The organism is Gloeotrichia echinulata CP02 (assembly GCA_038087035.1).
GTDB classification, from domain to species: domain Bacteria; phylum Cyanobacteriota; class Cyanobacteriia; order Cyanobacteriales; family Nostocaceae; genus Gloeotrichia; species Gloeotrichia echinulata.
The window spans coordinates 686929-705967 of sequence record CP051187.1 but is presented as its reverse complement, the minus strand read 5'-3'; the positions used below and the strand labels follow the sequence as shown (position 1 = coordinate 705967).

14 protein-coding genes and 2 pseudogenes are annotated in these 19039 nt (G+C 40.0%); 6 read left to right on the top strand and 10 right to left on the bottom strand.

Annotated elements, in window-relative coordinates:
- Positions 1-26: 26 nt before the first annotated feature.
- The 3 genes from HEQ19_03080 to HEQ19_03070 all read left to right on the top strand — a co-directional run bounded on the left by HEQ19_03080 (position 27) and on the right by HEQ19_03070 (position 3938).
- On the top strand, positions 27-2015 hold the full coding sequence (locus HEQ19_03080) for a DNA cytosine methyltransferase (GenBank protein ID WYL98659.1): 1989 nt from the start codon (positions 27-29) through the stop codon (positions 2013-2015).
- Entirely contained in the window at positions 2008-3327 is a 1320-nt protein-coding gene (locus HEQ19_03075) for a hypothetical protein (GenBank protein WYL98658.1), read from the top strand. The genes HEQ19_03080 and HEQ19_03075 overlap by 8 nt, the downstream gene beginning before the upstream one ends.
- 215 nt (positions 3328-3542) lie before the next feature.
- Complete coding sequence (locus HEQ19_03070) at positions 3543-3938, top strand: hypothetical protein (protein WYM03230.2); 396 nt, start codon at positions 3543-3545, stop codon at positions 3936-3938.
- Positions 3939-4076: 138 nt separating this feature from the next.
- On the opposite strand, the gene bioF is transcribed toward HEQ19_03070, so the two are convergent.
- The 3 genes from bioF to HEQ19_03055 form a co-directional block, all read right to left on the bottom strand.
- Positions 4077-5243: an 8-amino-7-oxononanoate synthase gene (gene bioF, locus HEQ19_03065; GenBank protein ID WYM03229.1), complete on the bottom strand. Its 1167-nt coding sequence runs from the start codon at positions 5241-5243 to the stop codon at positions 4077-4079.
- A gap of 66 nt (positions 5244-5309) precedes the next feature.
- Entirely contained in the window at positions 5310-5948 is a 639-nt protein-coding gene (gene ruvA / locus HEQ19_03060) for a Holliday junction branch migration protein RuvA (GenBank protein ID WYL98657.1), read from the bottom strand.
- Positions 5945-6694 (bottom strand): sucrose-phosphate phosphatase, encoded by a 750-nt coding sequence (locus tag HEQ19_03055; protein ID WYL98656.1) that lies wholly within the window; start codon positions 6692-6694, stop codon positions 5945-5947. Before HEQ19_03055 ends, ruvA begins: the two co-directional genes overlap by 4 nt.
- A gap of 671 nt (positions 6695-7365) precedes the next feature.
- Between HEQ19_03055 and HEQ19_03050 the strand changes: the two genes are divergently transcribed.
- Genes HEQ19_03050 through HEQ19_03040 form a run of 3 tightly spaced genes read left to right on the top strand, consistent with a single transcriptional unit; the run spans position 7366 to position 11917 of the window.
- The gene (locus HEQ19_03050) at positions 7366-9369 is read left to right on the top strand and encodes a PhnD/SsuA/transferrin family substrate-binding protein (protein ID WYL98655.1); all 2004 of its coding nucleotides are present in this window, start codon (positions 7366-7368) and stop codon (positions 9367-9369) included.
- A gap of 29 nt (positions 9370-9398) precedes the next feature.
- Positions 9399-10946, top strand: coding sequence for a HAMP domain-containing sensor histidine kinase (locus HEQ19_03045; GenBank protein WYL98654.1), 1548 nt, complete (start codon positions 9399-9401; stop codon positions 10944-10946).
- Between the two features lie 2 nt (positions 10947-10948).
- The gene (locus tag HEQ19_03040) at positions 10949-11917 is read left to right on the top strand and encodes a response regulator (protein WYL98653.1); all 969 of its coding nucleotides are present in this window, start codon (positions 10949-10951) and stop codon (positions 11915-11917) included.
- Between the two features lie 248 nt (positions 11918-12165).
- Here HEQ19_03040 and HEQ19_03035 read toward each other — a convergent pair whose 3' ends face one another.
- From HEQ19_03035 to HEQ19_03005, 7 genes and pseudogenes are all read right to left on the bottom strand, one after another.
- A complete protein-coding gene (locus HEQ19_03035; GenBank protein WYL98652.1) occupies positions 12166-13518 on the bottom strand; it encodes a family 16 glycosylhydrolase in 1353 nt (450 codons plus the stop codon).
- Positions 13519-13623: 105 nt separating this feature from the next.
- Entirely contained in the window at positions 13624-13857 is a 234-nt protein-coding gene (xseB, locus tag HEQ19_03030) for an exodeoxyribonuclease VII small subunit (GenBank protein WYL98651.1), read from the bottom strand.
- A gap of 484 nt (positions 13858-14341) precedes the next feature.
- Positions 14342-15571 carry an exodeoxyribonuclease VII large subunit gene (xseA, locus tag HEQ19_03025; GenBank protein WYL98650.1) on the bottom strand — a complete coding sequence of 410 codons (1230 nt, stop codon included), beginning with the start codon at positions 15569-15571 and terminating at the stop codon, positions 14342-14344.
- A gap of 155 nt (positions 15572-15726) precedes the next feature.
- Positions 15727-15948 carry a hypothetical protein gene (locus HEQ19_03020; GenBank protein ID WYL98649.1) on the bottom strand — a complete coding sequence of 74 codons (222 nt, stop codon included), beginning with the start codon at positions 15946-15948 and terminating at the stop codon, positions 15727-15729.
- 282 nt (positions 15949-16230) lie between these two features.
- Complete coding sequence (locus HEQ19_03015; GenBank protein ID WYL98648.1) at positions 16231-16824, bottom strand: Uma2 family endonuclease; 594 nt, start codon at positions 16822-16824, stop codon at positions 16231-16233.
- 299 nt (positions 16825-17123) lie between these two features.
- Positions 17124-17426, bottom strand: a pseudogene (locus HEQ19_03010) (hypothetical protein).
- 194 nt (positions 17427-17620) lie between these two features.
- Positions 17621-18511 (bottom strand): annotated as a pseudogene (locus HEQ19_03005) (serine/threonine-protein kinase).
- Positions 18512-19039: the final 528 nt, after the last annotated feature.

Here is a 19039-nt window from a genome sequence, read left to right as displayed (position 1 = left end):
TGTGATAGTCAAGCCCAAAAACCAGTATGCAACAATTGTCCTTGCCTTTGACTTTACCGAGTATCTACACTCACCAAGTGACATGGTTCCAAAAGATCTTGCAATCCCTTGGTATAAAACGTGATTCAGCTTGGTGCGATCAATTCGGCTTATCTCTGCGCCAGTGGTTAAATCAACAAAGTCATATCCCCATTAAGACCCTGAGCTTGTTTTCTGGTGGTGGCGGACTTGATATTGCATTTCATGATGCTGGCTTTGATATTGTGCAGATGGTTGAACTGGAAGCCAAATACATTCAGACCCTACAAAAAAACTCAATTTCAGGGAAATGGCTAGAAAACTCTCAACCAATTTGTATTGATATTAGAGAATTTTTTCCCAGCGCCGATTTCAAGATAGATTTTATCATTGGGGGACCACCTTGTCAAAGTTTCTCGGCTGCAGGACGCAGAGCCGCTGGGGTCGCCGGAACTAATGATGCTCGTGGTACTCTTTTTCAGGAGTATGTTCGCTTACTGAAAACACTACAGCCAAAAGGATTTCTCTTTGAGAATGTTTATGGAATTACTGGCTCACAAAAGGGTCAAGATTGGCTGGAAATTCAACATGCTTTTAAAGCAGCAGGTTACACAATTTATTTTCGTCTTCTTGATGCTGCGGATTATGGTGTACCCCAACATCGAGAACGTTTGTTTATTGTGGGACTGAAAGAAGGTAATTACCTCTTTCCCTACCCTACTCATGGTCCCGATTCCCTTGGTGAAGAACCTTTTTACTCAGCACAAGAAGCAGTTGCAGGAATTGATATATCAGATGTTGAAACAGGAATTGGAGGTCGTTACGGAAATCTTTTAACAGATATACCACCGGGGTTAAATTACAGTTTTTACACAGAAGAAATGGGACATCCTCACCCAGTATTTAGCTGGCGTTCAAAGTTTTCCGACTTTCTCTACAAAGCTGATCCGCAGATGCCAGTGCGAACCATTAAAGCACAAGGAGGACAATATACTGGTCCTTTTAGCTGGGAAAATCGCCGATTTACAATTGCTGAACTCAAGCGACTGCAAACAATTCCTGATGCTTATGAAATTGTGGGAAATCAGCAAGTCTGTATTGAACAAATTGGCAATTCAGTACCACCCCAAATTGGTAGGATTTTAGCTTTGAGTATTTTGGATCAAATTATGGGTGTGGCACTACCATTTCCCATGCACTACATGAATGCCAGCAAGCAACTACAATTTAGACAGCGCAAACGACAGTTAACTCAAATATACGCACAAAAAGCTAAAGAAGCAATTGCTATCCTTAGCAGTACTAAACCTCTAAGATTATTATCAAACAGTAGTGTAATTAACGGGGAAGCAATACGATTTTTATCTGATAATTTTGCGTGGAATCAACAGAAAGTTTCTGGTAGCATCAAGATACATCTCAAATATGAATTGAATAGTTATTGCTGGACAATTACAGGACAAAATAGTGATACTTGGAACCAAAAAAATAAATTTGTTATTGATATCTTACCCTCGTGCGGTCACGAAGATTGGGTGTTAGGTACTAGCAAAGTCAAACTATATGCTAACGATTTAGACCTGCATTTGTTTACAGCACTTTGGAAAGCTTTTGAAGAAAAACTTATAGAAATTACTGGTATGGCAGACTTGGTTCAGTTATCTGGGTATTACCAGTACAATCCCCGAATTACTGGGGTTGTAACTTTTCATCCAGAATTAAAAGTTAATCTGTTTTGGCGTGTCGTTCAATCTGTAGTCAGGGGGATAGGGGTTGCGACTCAACTATCATCTGAAAATTTAGCACAGCTGTGGGGAGTTAAGCCAGAAAATGTCTTTTCTTACCTCCAATCTTTACGCAACATGGGTTATGAAGTTAGAAATCACAACACTAATCCACAAATTCCTCAAGGAGAGTATTTAATTCCCTATGCATTTCCGACACTCACACCAAGAAGCGTACAACTCCGCAAAAAATTAGGTAATAGCGATGAATGAGCTACATTTACGGGTATTTAGGGATAGAAGTGAGCTTGTGTTACCTGATGGCAATACACAAGTGTTTTTGGAGGGTACAATGAGTCAGTCGGCTAGACTGAGATATCAAAAAATCACCAGTGAACTTTCTAATAGTTACTTGGAAAGCCAAATTATTCATTGCCGAGATCATGCTTCTGAAATTAATTTCTTACAACTCAATCAAATTCACATAGATACTTTAAAGAAACTTGTAGATTCAGTCACTAGTGAAGTTGGTAGAGCGCTGGTAGGGTTAACAATTATGCAATTATCTGTCAAAGCAATCGAGCCGACACAAAGCATCAGGCTGCATAAGGGTAGTGCTAGTAAAAGCAGCTTTTCATGGCGAGATGGAATATCCATGCGCTCCTTGGATAAACAGTATATCACCCCTATACTGCGTCAATACGATTTGCTCCGACTGAGTGCAGATGGAATTATGATGACACGTAGTCTTGCCGAAAATTATCCTTATTCATTAGTTTATAAGGCTCAATTGAAAGGCGCTCGTCTGGAATGGATAAGTATTGTGGAAGCTATTGAGGCTGAAGAAATCTCTCCCGAAGTAGCTTTACATTACTTACTTTCACAACTACTAAACCAAGCAAAAGCTTTTAAAGATTTAGCAGGACAAACAATAGAGAGTCTCAATACATTTTTACAGCAATCTGAAAAAGTCAATCAAAATCTGATAGCTGAAATTATAGAAAAGCATATTAATGAGTCTGATTATGCAGCCCGAATTATGGAAATTGCCATGCATAGTTTGTTCCAAGCAATGGTTGAATATCAAGTATTCCCTGATGGAGCATTGAAACCTCTCGCACAAATGCGCTCCGCTAATAAAAAACATGGCAATATCGGTGATATTGAAATATTGGATGGCAGACAAATAAATGAATCATGGGATGCAAAATATGGTAAAGCTTACTTACGGGATGAGCTTGAAGAATTAGCAGAAAAATTAGAAACACACCCAAATATTGCACTGGTTGGATTTGTGACAAGTGTAGAACCTGAACGACGAACAGAAATTGTATCTAGATGTCAAGAAATTGAAGACGAGTTTGGTATATCTCTAGAGATTCTGACATTTAGAGATTGGATTAAAAAGCAATTTCTGCGAGTCATAGCAGAGAACTTACTATCAGAGCAAGAATTAGCAAGTGCGTGGATTATAGCATATACCGAGTCACTCGCGCAAAGACGCCGAGAAATAGCTCCAATTGATGAACCTTGCTACCAGTGGCTGACTACTTTAAATGTCATTCTCCAAAACTATCGAAATTAGAGGGTAACATTTTTTACGATTGATATCTACAGACTTTTAGAATAAAACTTGTTCAAAAATGCCTAAACTAAATCCTCTAAATCCTTAAAACTACAAACTTTGATAAAATAATAATATGAAATAGAATGTTGGACTCTTCGCAAAAGTAGACACAAATGCTTACGGATAGCTTCAGGAACAGATTGACATATTGCCCTCTGATTGCTTCACTTATAATGTCCCTAGTAGGACAGTCAGCCATTGCTCAGACTTACAACCATGAGCAGATACGATTACCTGCATTTTACACACCGACACCTGTAAAACTTTCTCAAACTACCACAGAGCTTGATGAAAAAAAAGCCTTTGACTTAGTTTGGAAACTACCAATAGTCCAACGCAAAGCCAGAGAAATTCAACGGCTATCTAAGGGAACCATACGTGTTTCAGCCGTGCTTGAAAGTTCTCCAACGCCAGAGGAACCTTACTACACAATTCGCATCGTTGAAAATCATGTCAAGCACATTGACACAATTTATTGGTTTCGTGTTCTTAGCCCCAGTAGTGATATCCAAGTTCTAGATTTGGTGGAAAATAAATACATCCCCTTAAAAGATTGGAAGCCCAATTAATCAATTGATTGTGACACAGGCGTAAGTCCAGAAATCTTGCACTCTCTAACTCTCTGCGTCTTCTCTTCCCTACGGGACGCTCCGCGAACGAGACGCTCCGCGAATGCGCCTCTGCGTGATAGAAATTCATATTTGCACTCAACAACATCCACTTAATTCAGCTACCAAACTCTCAATATGCTTGAATTCATGAATCGCCATCAAAGAAATCCGTATCCGACTTGTAGGTACCGTAGGTGGACGAATTGCTGGCGCAAAAATTCCAGCTTCTCTTAACTGCTTACCTACTTTTAGCGCCTCTGCTGCGCTTGACAATTGAAAACATAATATAGGTGATTCTGAAGGTAGTAATTTTAATTGGGATAATTCCTCACCCATTAACTTTTTTAAGTAATCAACATTCTTCCACAATTGAGCGCGGCGTTGCGGTTCTTGTTCTACTATATTAATTGCTGCTAACGCCGCTGCTGTGTCAGATGGTGACAGCGCAGTCGTATAAATCCAACTGGGGGCGCGATTGCGTAAAAAGTCAATTAAAGTTGCACTTCCCGCAACATAACCACCTAAACTACCTAAAGCCTTACTCAAAGTGCCAATTTGAATTAACTGCCTTCCTGTACACCCAAAATATTCGACGCACCCTGCACCAGTTTTGCCCATGACTCCAGTGGCATGAGCTTCATCAACTAACAGCATACAGCTAAATTCATCAGCTAAATCTAACAGTGCAGGTACTGGACATAAATCACCATCCATGCTAAAGACGCTATCGGTGATGATTAAACAACGGCGATAATTTTGCCGCTGCTGACTCAACTGAGTTTTTAAAGCTGTAATATCACAATGGGGATATTCAATAACCGCTGCACCACTGAGAATTGCCCCATTTTTCAGACTGGAGTGATTGTATTGGTCAGACAATATTAAATCGCGCTTACCTACCAAAGCGGCGATCGCACCCAAGTTTGCTAAATACCCTGAACTAAATACCACCGCATCTTCTGTCTGCTTTAAAGATGCGATCGCCTTTTCTAATTGTCTATGTAATTTCCGATGACCACTTAGTAATCTAGAACCCGTGCTTCCCGTGCCGAATTCTGTGGTAGCTGCAACCCCAGCCTCAATTAAACGTTCATCCCCAGCTAATCCCAAGTAATCATTACTGGCAAAATTAATTACCTCTCGTCCTGCCAATAGCACAGTTGCACCAGGGCGACCGTGGATAGTTTGTACAGAACGATACCAGTCTGCCTGATGAATAATTGCCAAAGACTGCTCTAGCCAAGCATAAGGGTCTGTGGACATACTTTGGGAGGGGGAGAATAACAAACGACAAATGACCAATAACAAACGACAAATGACAAATGACAACTACCCAACCTGTTCAGTAGCGCTGAGATGGGCGATCGCTTGTTTAATCCAATCTTCCACATAGGCATCTTTGGGCAGTCCAATGTTTTCACTCACGACATGTAAAGCGTGACTGACTTCATTGGCAGTATATCCCAAAGCGAACAGAGTCATTTGCACTTCTTCGAGAATTCCTGGTGCTGGCCCGCCTGTAGCGACGAAGAACCCCGCTGATTTGCGCCACTCGATTAGTTTGCTTTTGAGTTCTAAACAGATGCGTTCTGCGGTCTTCTTGCCAACACCAGGGGCTTGAATTAGGATTTGCGTATTAGCCGCGATAATTGCTTGGACTAAATCTGGTAGTTCCAAAGTGTCTAACAGAGCGATCGCTAAGGCTGCACCAATACCGCTGACAGTCAGCAAGTGACGAAATAAATCTCGTTCTGCTGGGGAAGAAAAGCCATATAGTAACGGCACTTCTTCCCGAATTTGGTAATGGGTAAAAATTTGCACAACTCCCCCTGACGAGGGTAACTGTTGTCCTAGTCGTTGGGGAATTTGCAAATCATACCCTAAGCCATTCACCTCTAAAGTGAGGATGACGCGATTACTGCTAATTGTTTGGATACCAGCGACGATACCTTTTAAATAACTAATCATTCCAAGAATCCAAAATATTTCAATCCTTCGAGAATTCCACCTGCACAAAAATCTTGTGCCAGGTAACGGTAGTCAGCGGGATATTCATTGTGCCATTCGAGTAACTCGGTACGGGCATTCCCGACAATGATTCCCCGTTCGTTGCCTACGGCAAATAAAGCAATATCATTACCCGAATCACCACAGACAACAGTTCGCTCCGCTGCAAATTTCCACTTTTGACGCAGAAATTGCATTGCTTGACCTTTATCGCTGGTACGGGGTACAATGTCAAGGTCAATACCGCTACTATAGATTAACTTTATCTTTAAATTATTTTTTTGCAACTCTGCCTCAAGTTGAGGTATAACACTTGCAGCTACAGCTTCTTTCAGGAAAAAACTGACTTTAAAAGGACGTTGTTCTGAATCTGGTTGCGGTTCTAACTCTGCGTACTGATTAGTGATAGATAATACCAGTTCGCGACTCCAACCAGAGGAGAGGATTTGTGACCAATCTGAATCTGGCTGATCACTACCATCGAGATAAATTTCTGTACCCACAGAAAGGACAAGTGCATCTGGAGTCAAAAGATTTTGTTCAACTTGGAGTTCTCGGTACAAAACAGGCGATCGCCCAGTAGCATAGACTATTTTTGTACCATATTCTTCGCGATGTTGAATCAGCAGTTGACTAAGTTCGGCTAAAGCGTTGTCATTACCAACAAAGGTGTGATCTAGGTCAGTGACAAAAAGAAACGGTTTCATAGTTGTGATGTCAGTAGATCAGTGCAAATAAAGTCTACTTGCTGATGGTCGTCATTGATCATAAGTTTGTAGTCAGGACTTTAGTCCTTGCTTTGAGGGCTGTTGGCGTAGCCTAAGAAGAGAAGCCCTCTCTGCGTTCGCGTAGCGTCCCGCTCTTAACGCGAGTACGTGACGTAGACAGACGCTTCGCCGTAGCTTGCTTGGACGGAGGGATACACTACAAACCCTTGCAAATTACAGCAATTTTCAGTTCATTGAACCACATATATTGTAGGGGCACGGCATTGCCGTGCCCTTACCGCGTGGTCTATTTACTAGAGTAATTTGTTGCAACTATTCAAAAAAACAGTAAATCTACCAATGGTTGACAGGTTAGCTTGTTTTAAGCTGGAGGAAATTAATTTTTAAAGTATCAAGTATGACAGTGCTATACCATTCACCAATTTTGAAGGAATAAGCTCGACTTTATCCAATCAAGCAGTATCCCTCACCGCTAGCAATGAAAAAAATTGAGGAAATTTTGCAGGAGATGGGGCAAAAGGGAACGGACTTACTAAGCCAGTATTTTTCCGAACATTAGTTAGTACCAAGCGCATTTACAAGCTTCTCTGCTTAGTATCAAATTGTTCTAAACATTTCAATCTCAGGCTTATAAATTATCAAAAAATATTATGAAAGTGCTTTTACCAGAAGGAACAGAAATCCAAGGTTTTGAGAGAGAATTAAAAACAACTTTAGAGCAAGCAAAAATTGCAGGTTATGCCCTGATGGGTTTTTCCTTTAGAGAGGCTCGTGCTCGTGGTGCAAGATTACACGAAATTGATGCTTTGGTGGTAATGGAGCCAGGAGTATTTGTATGTTTAGAAGCAAAGCGCTATGAAGGGAAGTGGACAGGAAGTGCAAACCAAAAATGGCTTTGTGATGATAAAGAAATTAAAGCAGGTGGCGGCAATCCATATAAACAAGTTAGAGAATATAGCTTTGTTATTAAAAATAAGCTAGCATCTGGTGTATTTAATAATATTGATAGACTAAGAGTTTATCATTTTGTTGTTGCTCCAGATAAGGCAATATTTGACATAGATGATGCAGTTATTAATACTTTTCAACCTCAATCATCAATTTCAATTTGTCATTTATCAAGAATAGCAAATGCTTTAGGCAGTATTAAAGCGAATGAACAAGTTGCTGCCAAGTTCATGGAAATTGGCAGCGAAAAAATTATTAGCGAACTCACAGGAATCTCACTAGAAAGACTTGAAAAAATTATAAATAGTCAGCCACCTGAGCCACCAATACTTGTTGCTACCACTTCAGAACAAGTTTCTGAAATACCAATATCTGTTGCTACTACTTCAGAACAAGTTTCTGAAACACCAATACCTGTTGCTACCACTTCAGAACAAGTTTCTGAAACACCAATACCTGTTGCTACCACTTCAGAACAAGTTTCTGAAACACCAATACCTGTTGCTACCAATTTAAAACTAATTTCTAAAGCATCTTACAGAAAATTTAAAATCCTTACCTGCTTAGTAGGAGTAATAGGAGTAGGAATATTTACTATTCAGCATTATTTTAATCAAAGACTATGCGAAACCGCTACTGAAACAAGAGTTAATGGTATTTGTTATAAAGATATTTCTAAAAAACCTCTTGTTGTAGGTATTATCACTTCACCTAACCAGTATTCAGAATTTAAAACATACCTAAAAAACCAACTCGGTTCTCAAGCCATAGATGTAGTAGTTGAAGGTAACTCTGAAATTACAAACAAAGAAGCCCAAGATCATATTACCAATAAGAAATGGGATATCGTGTTTGCTAACTCACCCATGAATGGAATGAAAGCTAAAGATAATAACTATAAATGGGCATCTCGAATGTATGCTAAGTATCCACCCACTTATCAATCAGCTTTATTTGTTCGGTATAATAGTCCGATTAAGTCAATTGATGATATTAAATCTACAACAACTATCGCTCTTGGAGATTTCAATTCAGCTTCTAGCTTCTATATGCCTGCCTATGATTTATATGGGAAGTCCATGACTGTAACAGCAGGGCATAGAAGTAGTAAAATTCGAGAGCAAGTAGCGAAAGGACAAGCAGATATAGGAGCAGTTGTATACAGTACAGTCAAGGATGATCCACAATTTAGAGTAATTCAAGTCAGTCGAGAAATTCCCAGCACAGGAGTCTACTTGTCTCCCAAATTAACTCCTGCTACTCAACAGCAGATTCAAAATATTTTAGAAAATGCACCTAAAAAAATTAAGGAACAGGCAAACTACGACACGGGAGAAGAGCCAGACTATAAAAAATTTAGAACGATAGCATTAAGAGTAAATCAGGTTTTGTCTTGCGCTAATTTTAGTATAAATCCCGTACAATTTTTTTGTAACGCTAACGGGATTATAGGACGAGTGGCTGGTTTCACCAACCAGAGCAATGGAATGATTCGATTACGATTGGAACGAGAAAATCATCAAACCTGCCAAGTCTTTGTTTCTACACAAACGCTGAACAAAATTACGGATGGTAGCTCACCAGAAAATATTAATAGAAAACAAGTCAATATTATTGGAGTAGAGCCAATAGAACTAGAAGACGGCACTTGTCAACTAACGATTGAAAACCCTACTCAGCTAGTAGTATTACCATCTGTAACTTAATGTTAAGCTAGCACTTTATTGCAAGAGACATGATGAAAATCACTTACACAAAATTAGGTCGAGTAGTGCTAATATTTTTAGCTAGTGTTGGTGCAACATTCTCACTTAATTATGCAAACTACAAAAGATATAACTCTAGCATATTTACCACTCAAACTGTTGATTTTAATATCCTAGCTCATACTTTACCGACAAAGTTATCCTATGCACTTATAAAAGGTGATTTAGAGGAATTGCAAAAAACTCTAAATAGCAATTATGGTTTATTCGGTTTAGTAATTACTGATTGTACGAAAACTCAATCTGATTGTTTCGGGCAAAAAATTTTATTTTCTACCAATTCCAAATATAGAAACTTTAAACTTAATGATCTCACTAACAGCCCCCATGATTATTTAAGAGATCCTATCCCACTAATTGCTGAAGGTTCCTATCAAGGTCCTTTTTACCGACATAGAGATATTACAGGTAAAACTAATCAAGGCAAGATTCTTGGAAGAGTTTATTACATCCGTGGAGAAAGACCTGATTTCATTACATCTCAAGTTAAGTGGGTGCAAAAACCTTTATATCCTAGAGGTGTAAATATTTTATATACTCTAACTTTCGCATTGTTTTTAACTTTAGGAATACTAATATTTTGCATCATTGAATGGATGATTTTATATTATAAAAATCAAAAACAAATTGACTTACATAAATATGAAAAAGAGCTAAAAGATAATGAAATTAAGCAACTTGAAGTTGAAAACAAGCTACTTAAATTAGTGACTTTTAATAATGCTTTTGAGCAAGTTATAGAAAATGAATTTTCTTCAGAGATTGCTAATCGTCTCCAACAGCTTGACAGTATTATAAAAAATATTCTTGTTAGAATTGACTCAGATACTAAAAATATAGTTCATGACATATACAAAGCTCCTTTATTAATTAATCTCAACTCAACTTCTAAAATCCTAGAAGGATTGAATTATGATTTACCTGAAATTCCAGTGGATCAAATACTAATTAATTATTTAAAAGAAGCTGATGATACGTTAAAAACATTAGATTGGGTCGTAAAAGATTTGAGAGGAACAACCAGAATAGAAAGCGAAGCAACTCTAGTACAAAAAGAAATTGAGTATCTTAGTAAACATTTACCACCAACACTCCAGAATTGGATTATAGATTTTTCTTACGATTCTTCTCCTCTATGGATAAACTGCAACCCCTGGCATTTAAGAAGCATAGTGAAAAATGCTCTTTACAATTCTAGCGCTGCTCTTAAGAAGTATCGACGTAAATTAAAAGATAATTCCTTCAAAGGTCATATCTCTGTGTGCTGTAAGAGTAATCAAAACATGGCAATTATTGAGATTAAAGATAATGGTCCAGGAATTCCTCCAGACATACTACCAACTCTCTATGAATCCTCCGAACGCTTGAATAAAAGTGGCGGTGAATTATCAGGTAACGGTAGCATGATTGTCTTTGCTTATCTTTCTTTACATGGTGGCAAGGTAGAGAAAGAAAATCTTGAAAAAGGCGCAATGATAAGTTTTAAATTTCCATTGATATCTGAACCATCAAAGTAACTATGTCACACTTTTTAATTGTTGAGGATGAAGATTTCATTCGCCGGGAATGGAAAAGACTTCTAAATAAAGAAAATCATACTTATATAGAAGCCGCAGATGTAGATCAAGGGATAAAGGCTATAGAACAAAGTGAAAGAGAAGGTGAACCATTTGACCTGATTTTACTTGACCATAAACTTGGCGATGAGACAGGAGTTGATTTACTAGAATATCTTGATTTTGATTATTGCCAGCATCGAATTGTTGTGATTACAGGTAATGGAAGCGTATCTTTAGCAAAAGAATATGCAAAGGTTGGTGCAATTGGTCATTTAATTAAGCCTGTCTCTGAAGTTCAGTTTCAGATAACAATTACATCTGTTTTAGAGCGGAGAGCTATCTATGTTGATGAAAAAGAAAATTGGCAATCTGCCTATAAACTACTTGAAGATATTGGCTTACTGGATTCTATAGAACGATTAAAAGCTGATTCAGCCAAAGTTGCAGAAGAATATGAACATCTCAAATTAATTTATGAACAATTAATTGCTGACTTAGAAAAAGCCGGTGGTAGAGAAAGTGAGATTGCTCAGGCTTATCTAAAGGCTACTGATACTCTCAATTCATCTCCTGGCGGAATCGATTCTATCCTACCATTTTTGGAGGAATTTATGATTACAGCTTCTTTTTGGTCAGATATAGAAAATGTATTCTCCTTCGATAGGCTTCATTTTTTTATTCTTCAATCTTACCTCAAGAGAATTAGAGAGAATCCTTATTATTACCGAATTAAACATCTAATTGGAGGGGCAACAGGTCATTATGAATATAGAATCGGAAAAAGCTACCGATTGTATTTTCGTAGGGAAGGAGATGTAATTATTCTTGAAAGGTTTGGACACAAAAATATTCAGAGTAAGATTATTAACTACTTAAGCAGTAACTTGGAAGGATTTATGGAGTCTTGTGTGGTTACTAGAAAATCCTGACAGTCCTTTACCCTTTGCAGGGAAAATAGACCTTTACAGACATGACTGCTTACATTTGTTATTAGAGCGAGGTTTGTCTGTAGAAGATGAAGCATTTGTTGTAGGTTTTACAATGGGTAATGATCTATGAACCACATATATTGTAGGGGCACGGCATTGCCGTGCCCTTACCGCGTGGTCTATTTACTAATTTTCGGCTTCCGGGGCACCCTACTTGATCTAACTAGCAACTTACGTTACTAGTTCCCTCAAACGTAAAGGAAGGAACTCTGTGTCAGGTTAAATCCAGTATTACCTTGTACCACAGCAATTAATTCATCTGTGGAACTTAAAGCCCCATCTGTGTTAGTATCTCGGTAAATTCCCGTACCGCTGGCGAAAGATACCGCACCTAGTAGATAATCACTAGCTTTACCAGACAACTGGATGACATCTTGTACAGCATTGAAGTCAGTAATCAAGGCATAGTCGCCTAGACCAGCCACCAAATTATTGCCATCATTATAGTAAAACTTGGTAGCGTCACCTAAGACAAACTTATCTTGACCAGCACCACCGGTTAATATATCTATCTCACCCAGCCCTGGTTGAACAGCTGTGCTGTTAACCCCGATTAAGATATCATTGCCATCACCACCATTGAGGGTATTATTACCAGAGCCTCCTTTAAGAATATCGTTTCCTGCTCCTCCAAAAATATTCCCAAATTGTTTTTCTAGGACATCATCGCCAGTACCTCCAGACAGGGTACTTGATGCATCTTGGTAAACCCGAATGTAGTCAATATCAAAACGGCTACTCACAGGAGTAGTTTCATCTGGAGAACCAGGTAAATTACCACCAATCGCCAGATTAGTTAGCAAGTACATCGGTACATCTGGAATATTATTTTTAGTTTCAAATACCGCATGATCATCGATGTACCAAGTCAGTTTATCTGTAGTCCATTTGACTCCATAGTTGTGGAAATCTTGCGAAAAATCAACTCCAGCGAATGTCTGATTTCCCGTATATTGCGTCAATTGTTGGGATTCATTTGTGTAGAATAAAGTGTTCAAAACAGTATCTGTTTTCTGTCCCAGTGCCTCCATAATGTCAATTTCTGGAGAACGTTTTCCCGAACTGGGTAACATCCAGAAGGCTGTCCAAAGTCCTTGTCCGGCTGGGACTTTGGCGCGAATTTCTATGTAGCCATAGGTAAAGGCATATTTATTTTCAGTTGTCAGGATACCGGAAGTATAATTGAAGGTTTTTACTGGGTCAAAACCTGGGAGAGAATCACCAAGTTTTGCTGTAATAGGCTGTGCAGCTTTTTGACCAACAATACTAAGAGTGCCATTATTAAACTCAAAAGCATCGTAAAGCACTCCATTTATGACTTCGCCATCACCAACATAATACTGCGATTCGTTATTCCAAATATTGGTTCTACCTTGATAAAAATTTTGGCGCGTATAGCGTGTGTTCCACTTTTTTTGATTGAGTGAATTTCCGTCAAATTCTTCACTAAAGACTAATTCCCATTTGGAATCATTCTCTGGACGCCAAGTGCCTACATTTGGTTTATTAGTGTATTCAAAATAATTTGCTCCCAGTACCAACTTACCAGGAGATCATTGCCATCACCAATGCTATAGCAGGATAAAATCAGGGTGTTTGGCGTGGTTGTATGGTCTTCCGGGGCGCAAGGCCTAGATCCCCTACTATTAATCGTCGGTTAATGTTTCAATCAACAAATCTACCTGCTGCTGTCGTTTTTGCAAGAAAGTTTCGCACTCACGCAAAGACTCAACAGCAGTAGCAAATTGCTGAAAAACCTCTGACAAATCCAACTCACCCTTCTCAATGCGAGTAATAATTGCTTCAATTTCACTCACCTTAGCCTCATACTTCCAAGCTTCTACCGAATCAGAACTAGAAGCACTATTACGTTTAACCATTGAACCTCTGCTTCCTCTGCGCCTCTGTGGTTATCAAAAATCTGGGTCTAAAACCCCGTCGTTCTACGACGGCTTTTGGTATAATAGGCTTTTTGGCAGGGTAATCAACCACATAAAAAACCCATTTGCTACCTAACAAGTAGACGCTGCACCTTGACTACTTTATCTTGCTGGTTCTACTTCGTAGTTCTAGTATCGCCTGGAAGTAGGTAAAAGATTTACAAGTACTAGACTAACAGCATTAAACTGCAAACAAATTTTGCACTATGTGCAACTATGGTCGGGCAGACCAAAAGTTAACGCTTCTCTACGTTCGCGTAGCCTTCGGCGCTCGCAGAGAAGCGTGTCGTTCGCGGTAGCGTTGCGTAGCAAAGACAGACGCTCCGCGAAGGGGAGAGAACCACCTCTGGCTTAGATACCGCAAGGGGTCTAGGCTAAGTGGACTCGTTGAACCAAGAATCCTTAGCCTTTAGGCTAAGGAGTGTCAATGAATTTCCGTAACCTTCACTTTAACTTCACCCTGACCCAATTGAATCAACAAATCTTGTCCCACAGCCAACTCCACAGATGAACGGGCGATCGCCCCATTTTCCTGTCTCACCACTGCATAACCACGCTGTAATACGGCTTTTGGGTCAAGACTTGCTAATTTTTGCTTTAATAATTCTAAATGCTGAGTCGCTTGGTGCGATCGCCTATTTGTTACCTGTAGCAATTCCTGGCGCTTCCAAGTTATCCTTTCCACCTCTTGCTGTATTTGTCGGTCTAACCGCAAACGCCGCAAACGATTTTTCAATCCTTGGAGTTTATTTCCAGCTATTTTCCCATAATCCCCCACCGCCTCATGTAAAGCATTTACACGCTGGCGATGCTGTGCATACATATCTGAGAGTGACGGTACAACCATTTCCGCTGCAGCGGTGGGAGTATGCACACATGCATCCGCCACTAAGTCTACCAATGACTCATCTCTTTGATGACCAATCCCCGTAATTACTGGTATAAAACAATTTGCAACTGCTCGGACTACCCGCTCATCATTAAAGCAAGCCAACTCCTCAACCGCGCCGCCACCCCGTGATAAAATCAGCACCTGGGCGCGTCCATCTCGTTCTACCCGCTCAATCGCCTTGACGATAGATTCCGGCGCTTGCTCACCCTGTACTGTTGCGGGAGAAAATAAAACTTGTAAACCTGGATACCTCAGCCTGAGAGTTTTTTGAATATCACCCCAAGCTGCAGCGGTGGGGGAAGTGACAACGGCGATCGCGTGGGGGTGATTGGGGAGCGGCCGCTTTCTTTGGGTATCAAACAAACCTTCAGCTAGCAACTGGTTCCGTAATTGCTGATAACGCAACGCCTGTAAACCAAAACCAGCAGGTAAAGCCTGCCAAACTGTCAATTGATATTCTCCCCTTTGGGGGTAAAGACGGATACTACCCAAGATGATTAATTGCTCACCAGGGACGGGTATCTGTGCGAGTTTTGCCAATTGACTATTCCACACCACACATTTAATACCTGCTGTCCCATCGGGGTCTTGCAATGTAAAAAATAAGCCACTGCGGTGGTGATTAGCACTGGAAACTTCCCCAGTTACCCAAACCTGACGTAGTTGGTCATCTTGTTCTAAAAGTAAGCGGATGTAGTCAGTTAAACCGGCGACTGAAAGCGCGGTGTTGGGAATTGCGGGGTTGGCAAAGTCAGAAGTCATCAAAGATGCCACAAACCATTAGTGCTGAAGCGATTGTAGCATTTTTGTGCGACCTCAAAATTACGAATTACTCCCGAACCGCTGGAAGATTACCTATAATTTTCCTTCTTTGCGCCTTCTCTGCGAGACGCTGCGCGAATGCGCCTTTGCGTGAGCTAAAAATTATTAATGATTCCATCAATATCTCGCACCTTATTTGCTGCAATATCAGCTTCTACTTTAACAATTAGCTGATCTAGTTTTCCCGATGTCAAGTCAGCTTCGATTTCCTGATCCCAGATTTGTTCTAAATATTCTTCCAACCAAGCAGCCAGTTGACGAATATCATTTTCCGGTAGTTGTTTGATAGCAGCTTCGATTTCTGGCAAAGTACCCATATCCGAGTCGTTACCTAAATATTTCTCTTTCTTAATTTTATCGCATTGTTGATGAATCTGACTTGAAAATAAGACCCCACGCCTAGTCCCGCGATTTCAAAGTCTCGCTGACACATGTAGGAGCGAGTGGGGGCACGGCAATGCCGTGCCCCTACAGCTGGTATCATATCGTGTGGATTTAGGGGTATCTAAAAATTTATCCGGCTAAACAAATAGTTTGAAATCGCGGGACTAGCCCCTCCACCACGACATAGAGAGGAATATAGCAATCCTAATTTTAATTTATTCCTGAGTTATTATCCGACTATATTCATTCACCGCATCATATTGGTCAGCCATTAGCGCATATTTTGCTAATAAATCTAAATTCAACTCTGGCAATAAATTACTTTTATTAACTTTGATATAACTGTCACCTTGCAAACAATAAACTGATAATAAACCATCTTCCCAAAACCAGACTTCAGGTACTCGCAAACGCTGATAAATTTCTAGCTTATTGATTCCGCCACTCGTGACAGTTATTTCTAACAATAAATCGGGAATAGGTTTTTTTGTCCCTAAATTATAAGACTCATCGGGTTCGCATCGCGTGTTGTCTTCCTTTTTACCTATGGTTGCAGATCCCCGCCCATAAAACCGGATATTCTTTATCCGCAGATAAATTTCTAGCAACATCGCCAGAGTTTTTCTATTGTCCTCATGGTCATCAGAAAGTGGCGACATAATTTCGAGAATACCATCTAAATAACTTAGTCGTGCGCTTGTCCCTGCAAGGGCAATATCAAGCTGTTCTAATTGTTCCCAACTGACATTGTACACAAGAACGTAGGAAGTCTCAGAACTCGTAGGTTTTTCCAGAACAGGAGAAGACATAAATTAAACCATAGCGTGGTTTATTTTTATCATAGAACTGACTTAGGACAATACAGTTCAGTTAAGGAAAATTGTCGTAGGGGCACGGCACGAATAAAGCGGTTCTCGTTTGAGTCCAATACACTCGTAGGGGCACGGCAATGCCGTGCCCCTACACGCGACGATATAATTTTGTATTGCATCCAACTGAGAAGCGCTATAATATTTCTCCGGAATTTGTTGGGTTTGCGGTGAGCCTCAACCCAACCTACAATTATTCTTAACTGCGATCCGCTAACACCAAGCCTATTGTACTGTAACTACGGCATCCGCCAGATTTTGATAGTCTTGTCCCCACTCCCACTCACCAAAGTCTGACCATCTGGGCTGATGGCGACGGAATTAACATAGTCGGAATGACCAGTGAAGGTAGATTTCAACTCACCCGTTTGCAGGTTCCAGATTTTGATAGTCTTGTCCCCACTCCCACTCACCAAAGTCTGACCATCTGGGCTGATGGCGACGGAAAGAATCGAGTCGGAATGACCAGTGAGGATAGATTTCAACTTACCCGTTTGCAGGTTCCAGAATTTGATAGTCTTGTCACTACTCCCACTCACCAAAGTCGGTTCTTGCGTACTTAGCGTGCTTAATTATTAATTAAAGTCTATAAATTTGCTTTAAAAGTAAGGCTTACAGGCGTTCATAATTTAATTTTTAGCAATATGATATAAAATACAGAAAATAATGACTATTATCTTAGCTCTGCAAGGGTTTCAAGCTGATTATTTAATAAATTCAGCACGCTAAGTACGGAAGATCCCTGATAACGCTGTTGATAATCTTGTTGCAGTAACTTATCTAAAATTTGCCCCAATTCCTCACTCACCGATTGCGGTAAATGCTGTCTCCAACTCCCCACCCAACCATAACCTTGTATTTTCCAAAGTTCCCAAGGGTGAATTCCACTCAATAAATGAAAGCAAGTTGCACCTAAACTGTATAAATCACTCGCTCGATAGGCTTCTCCACCTTGCATTTGTTCTATCGGTACATAACCAAAAGAACCAATGGTAGTCCCTTGACTCGAAACCACAGTTGTTGTCACTTGTTTCGCGGCACCAAAATCAATTAATACTAAATCTGCCTTTTTCCCTCCCTGAATTAGAGACGAATTAGCAACGCGACGACGAATAATATTCTCTGGTTTAATATCCCGATGAATAACTTTTTCCTGATGGACAATTTTGAGAATCTCTAACAAATCGCCCAATAATTCCCGAATCTTTTCTTCACTAAAATTCCCTTGCTGTTGCAATTCTTTTAATAAATCTTGCCCATCGATAAATTGCTGTACCAAATACAGGCGACCATCTGCTTGAAAATACGCCAACAGCGTCGGAATTTGCGGATGTTCCCCTAATTGTTCTAATCTTCTGGCTTCTTGTTCAAATAATTCTGTAGCCTTTTGCAGTGCGCCTGTTCCCTGTACCTGTGGCGCAAACTGCTTAATCACGCATTTTTGATTTAACTTGTCAATATCTTCAGCCAGATAAGTTTTGCCAAATCCCCCACCGCCTAAAGATTTTATCGGGCGATAGCGGTTTCTGAGTGTTACCAGTGGAACACCGCAGTTAACACAAAATTTAGTCCCATCAGGAGATTGGGGATTGTAGCAAGCGGGATTTAGACAGCAGATATGGGTCATAACTCTGCTTTGAGTGGCTTATGTCTTGATTATCACTTGCTTGCTCAGAATTATATGTCAAGTTAATTACTATTGATGAAGAACAATTACATAATTATACAGTGGCGATCGCCGCTTACTCCCTTCCCGGTCTAAGATTACCTATAATTTTCCTTCTTTGCGCCTTTGCGCCTTCTCTGCGAGACGCTGCGCGAATGCGTGAGCTAAAAATTATTTCCCTACGGGACGCTCCGCGAACGGTAATCTTCCAGCGGGAAGGGAGTAGTAGTCTGTCAATTTTGTTTTGAGGGATTTTTGGTAGTGTGAGCGTCTCGCTCACGCGGGCAAGATGCCCGCACTACAGTCCATCATTTTTATCTTGACAGAGTAATAGAAGGGCCAGGCTTTAGACCCAGTTTTTTGGTAAAATTATTGAGTCGGGCTACCTAATCCTGTGGCGATCGCGTTAAAATCTTGGCACGCTTCCTTTTTTGAGAATTCCCATTACAGCATTTTCTGGTTAAAATAGTATATCTGTTCTACTCAGAC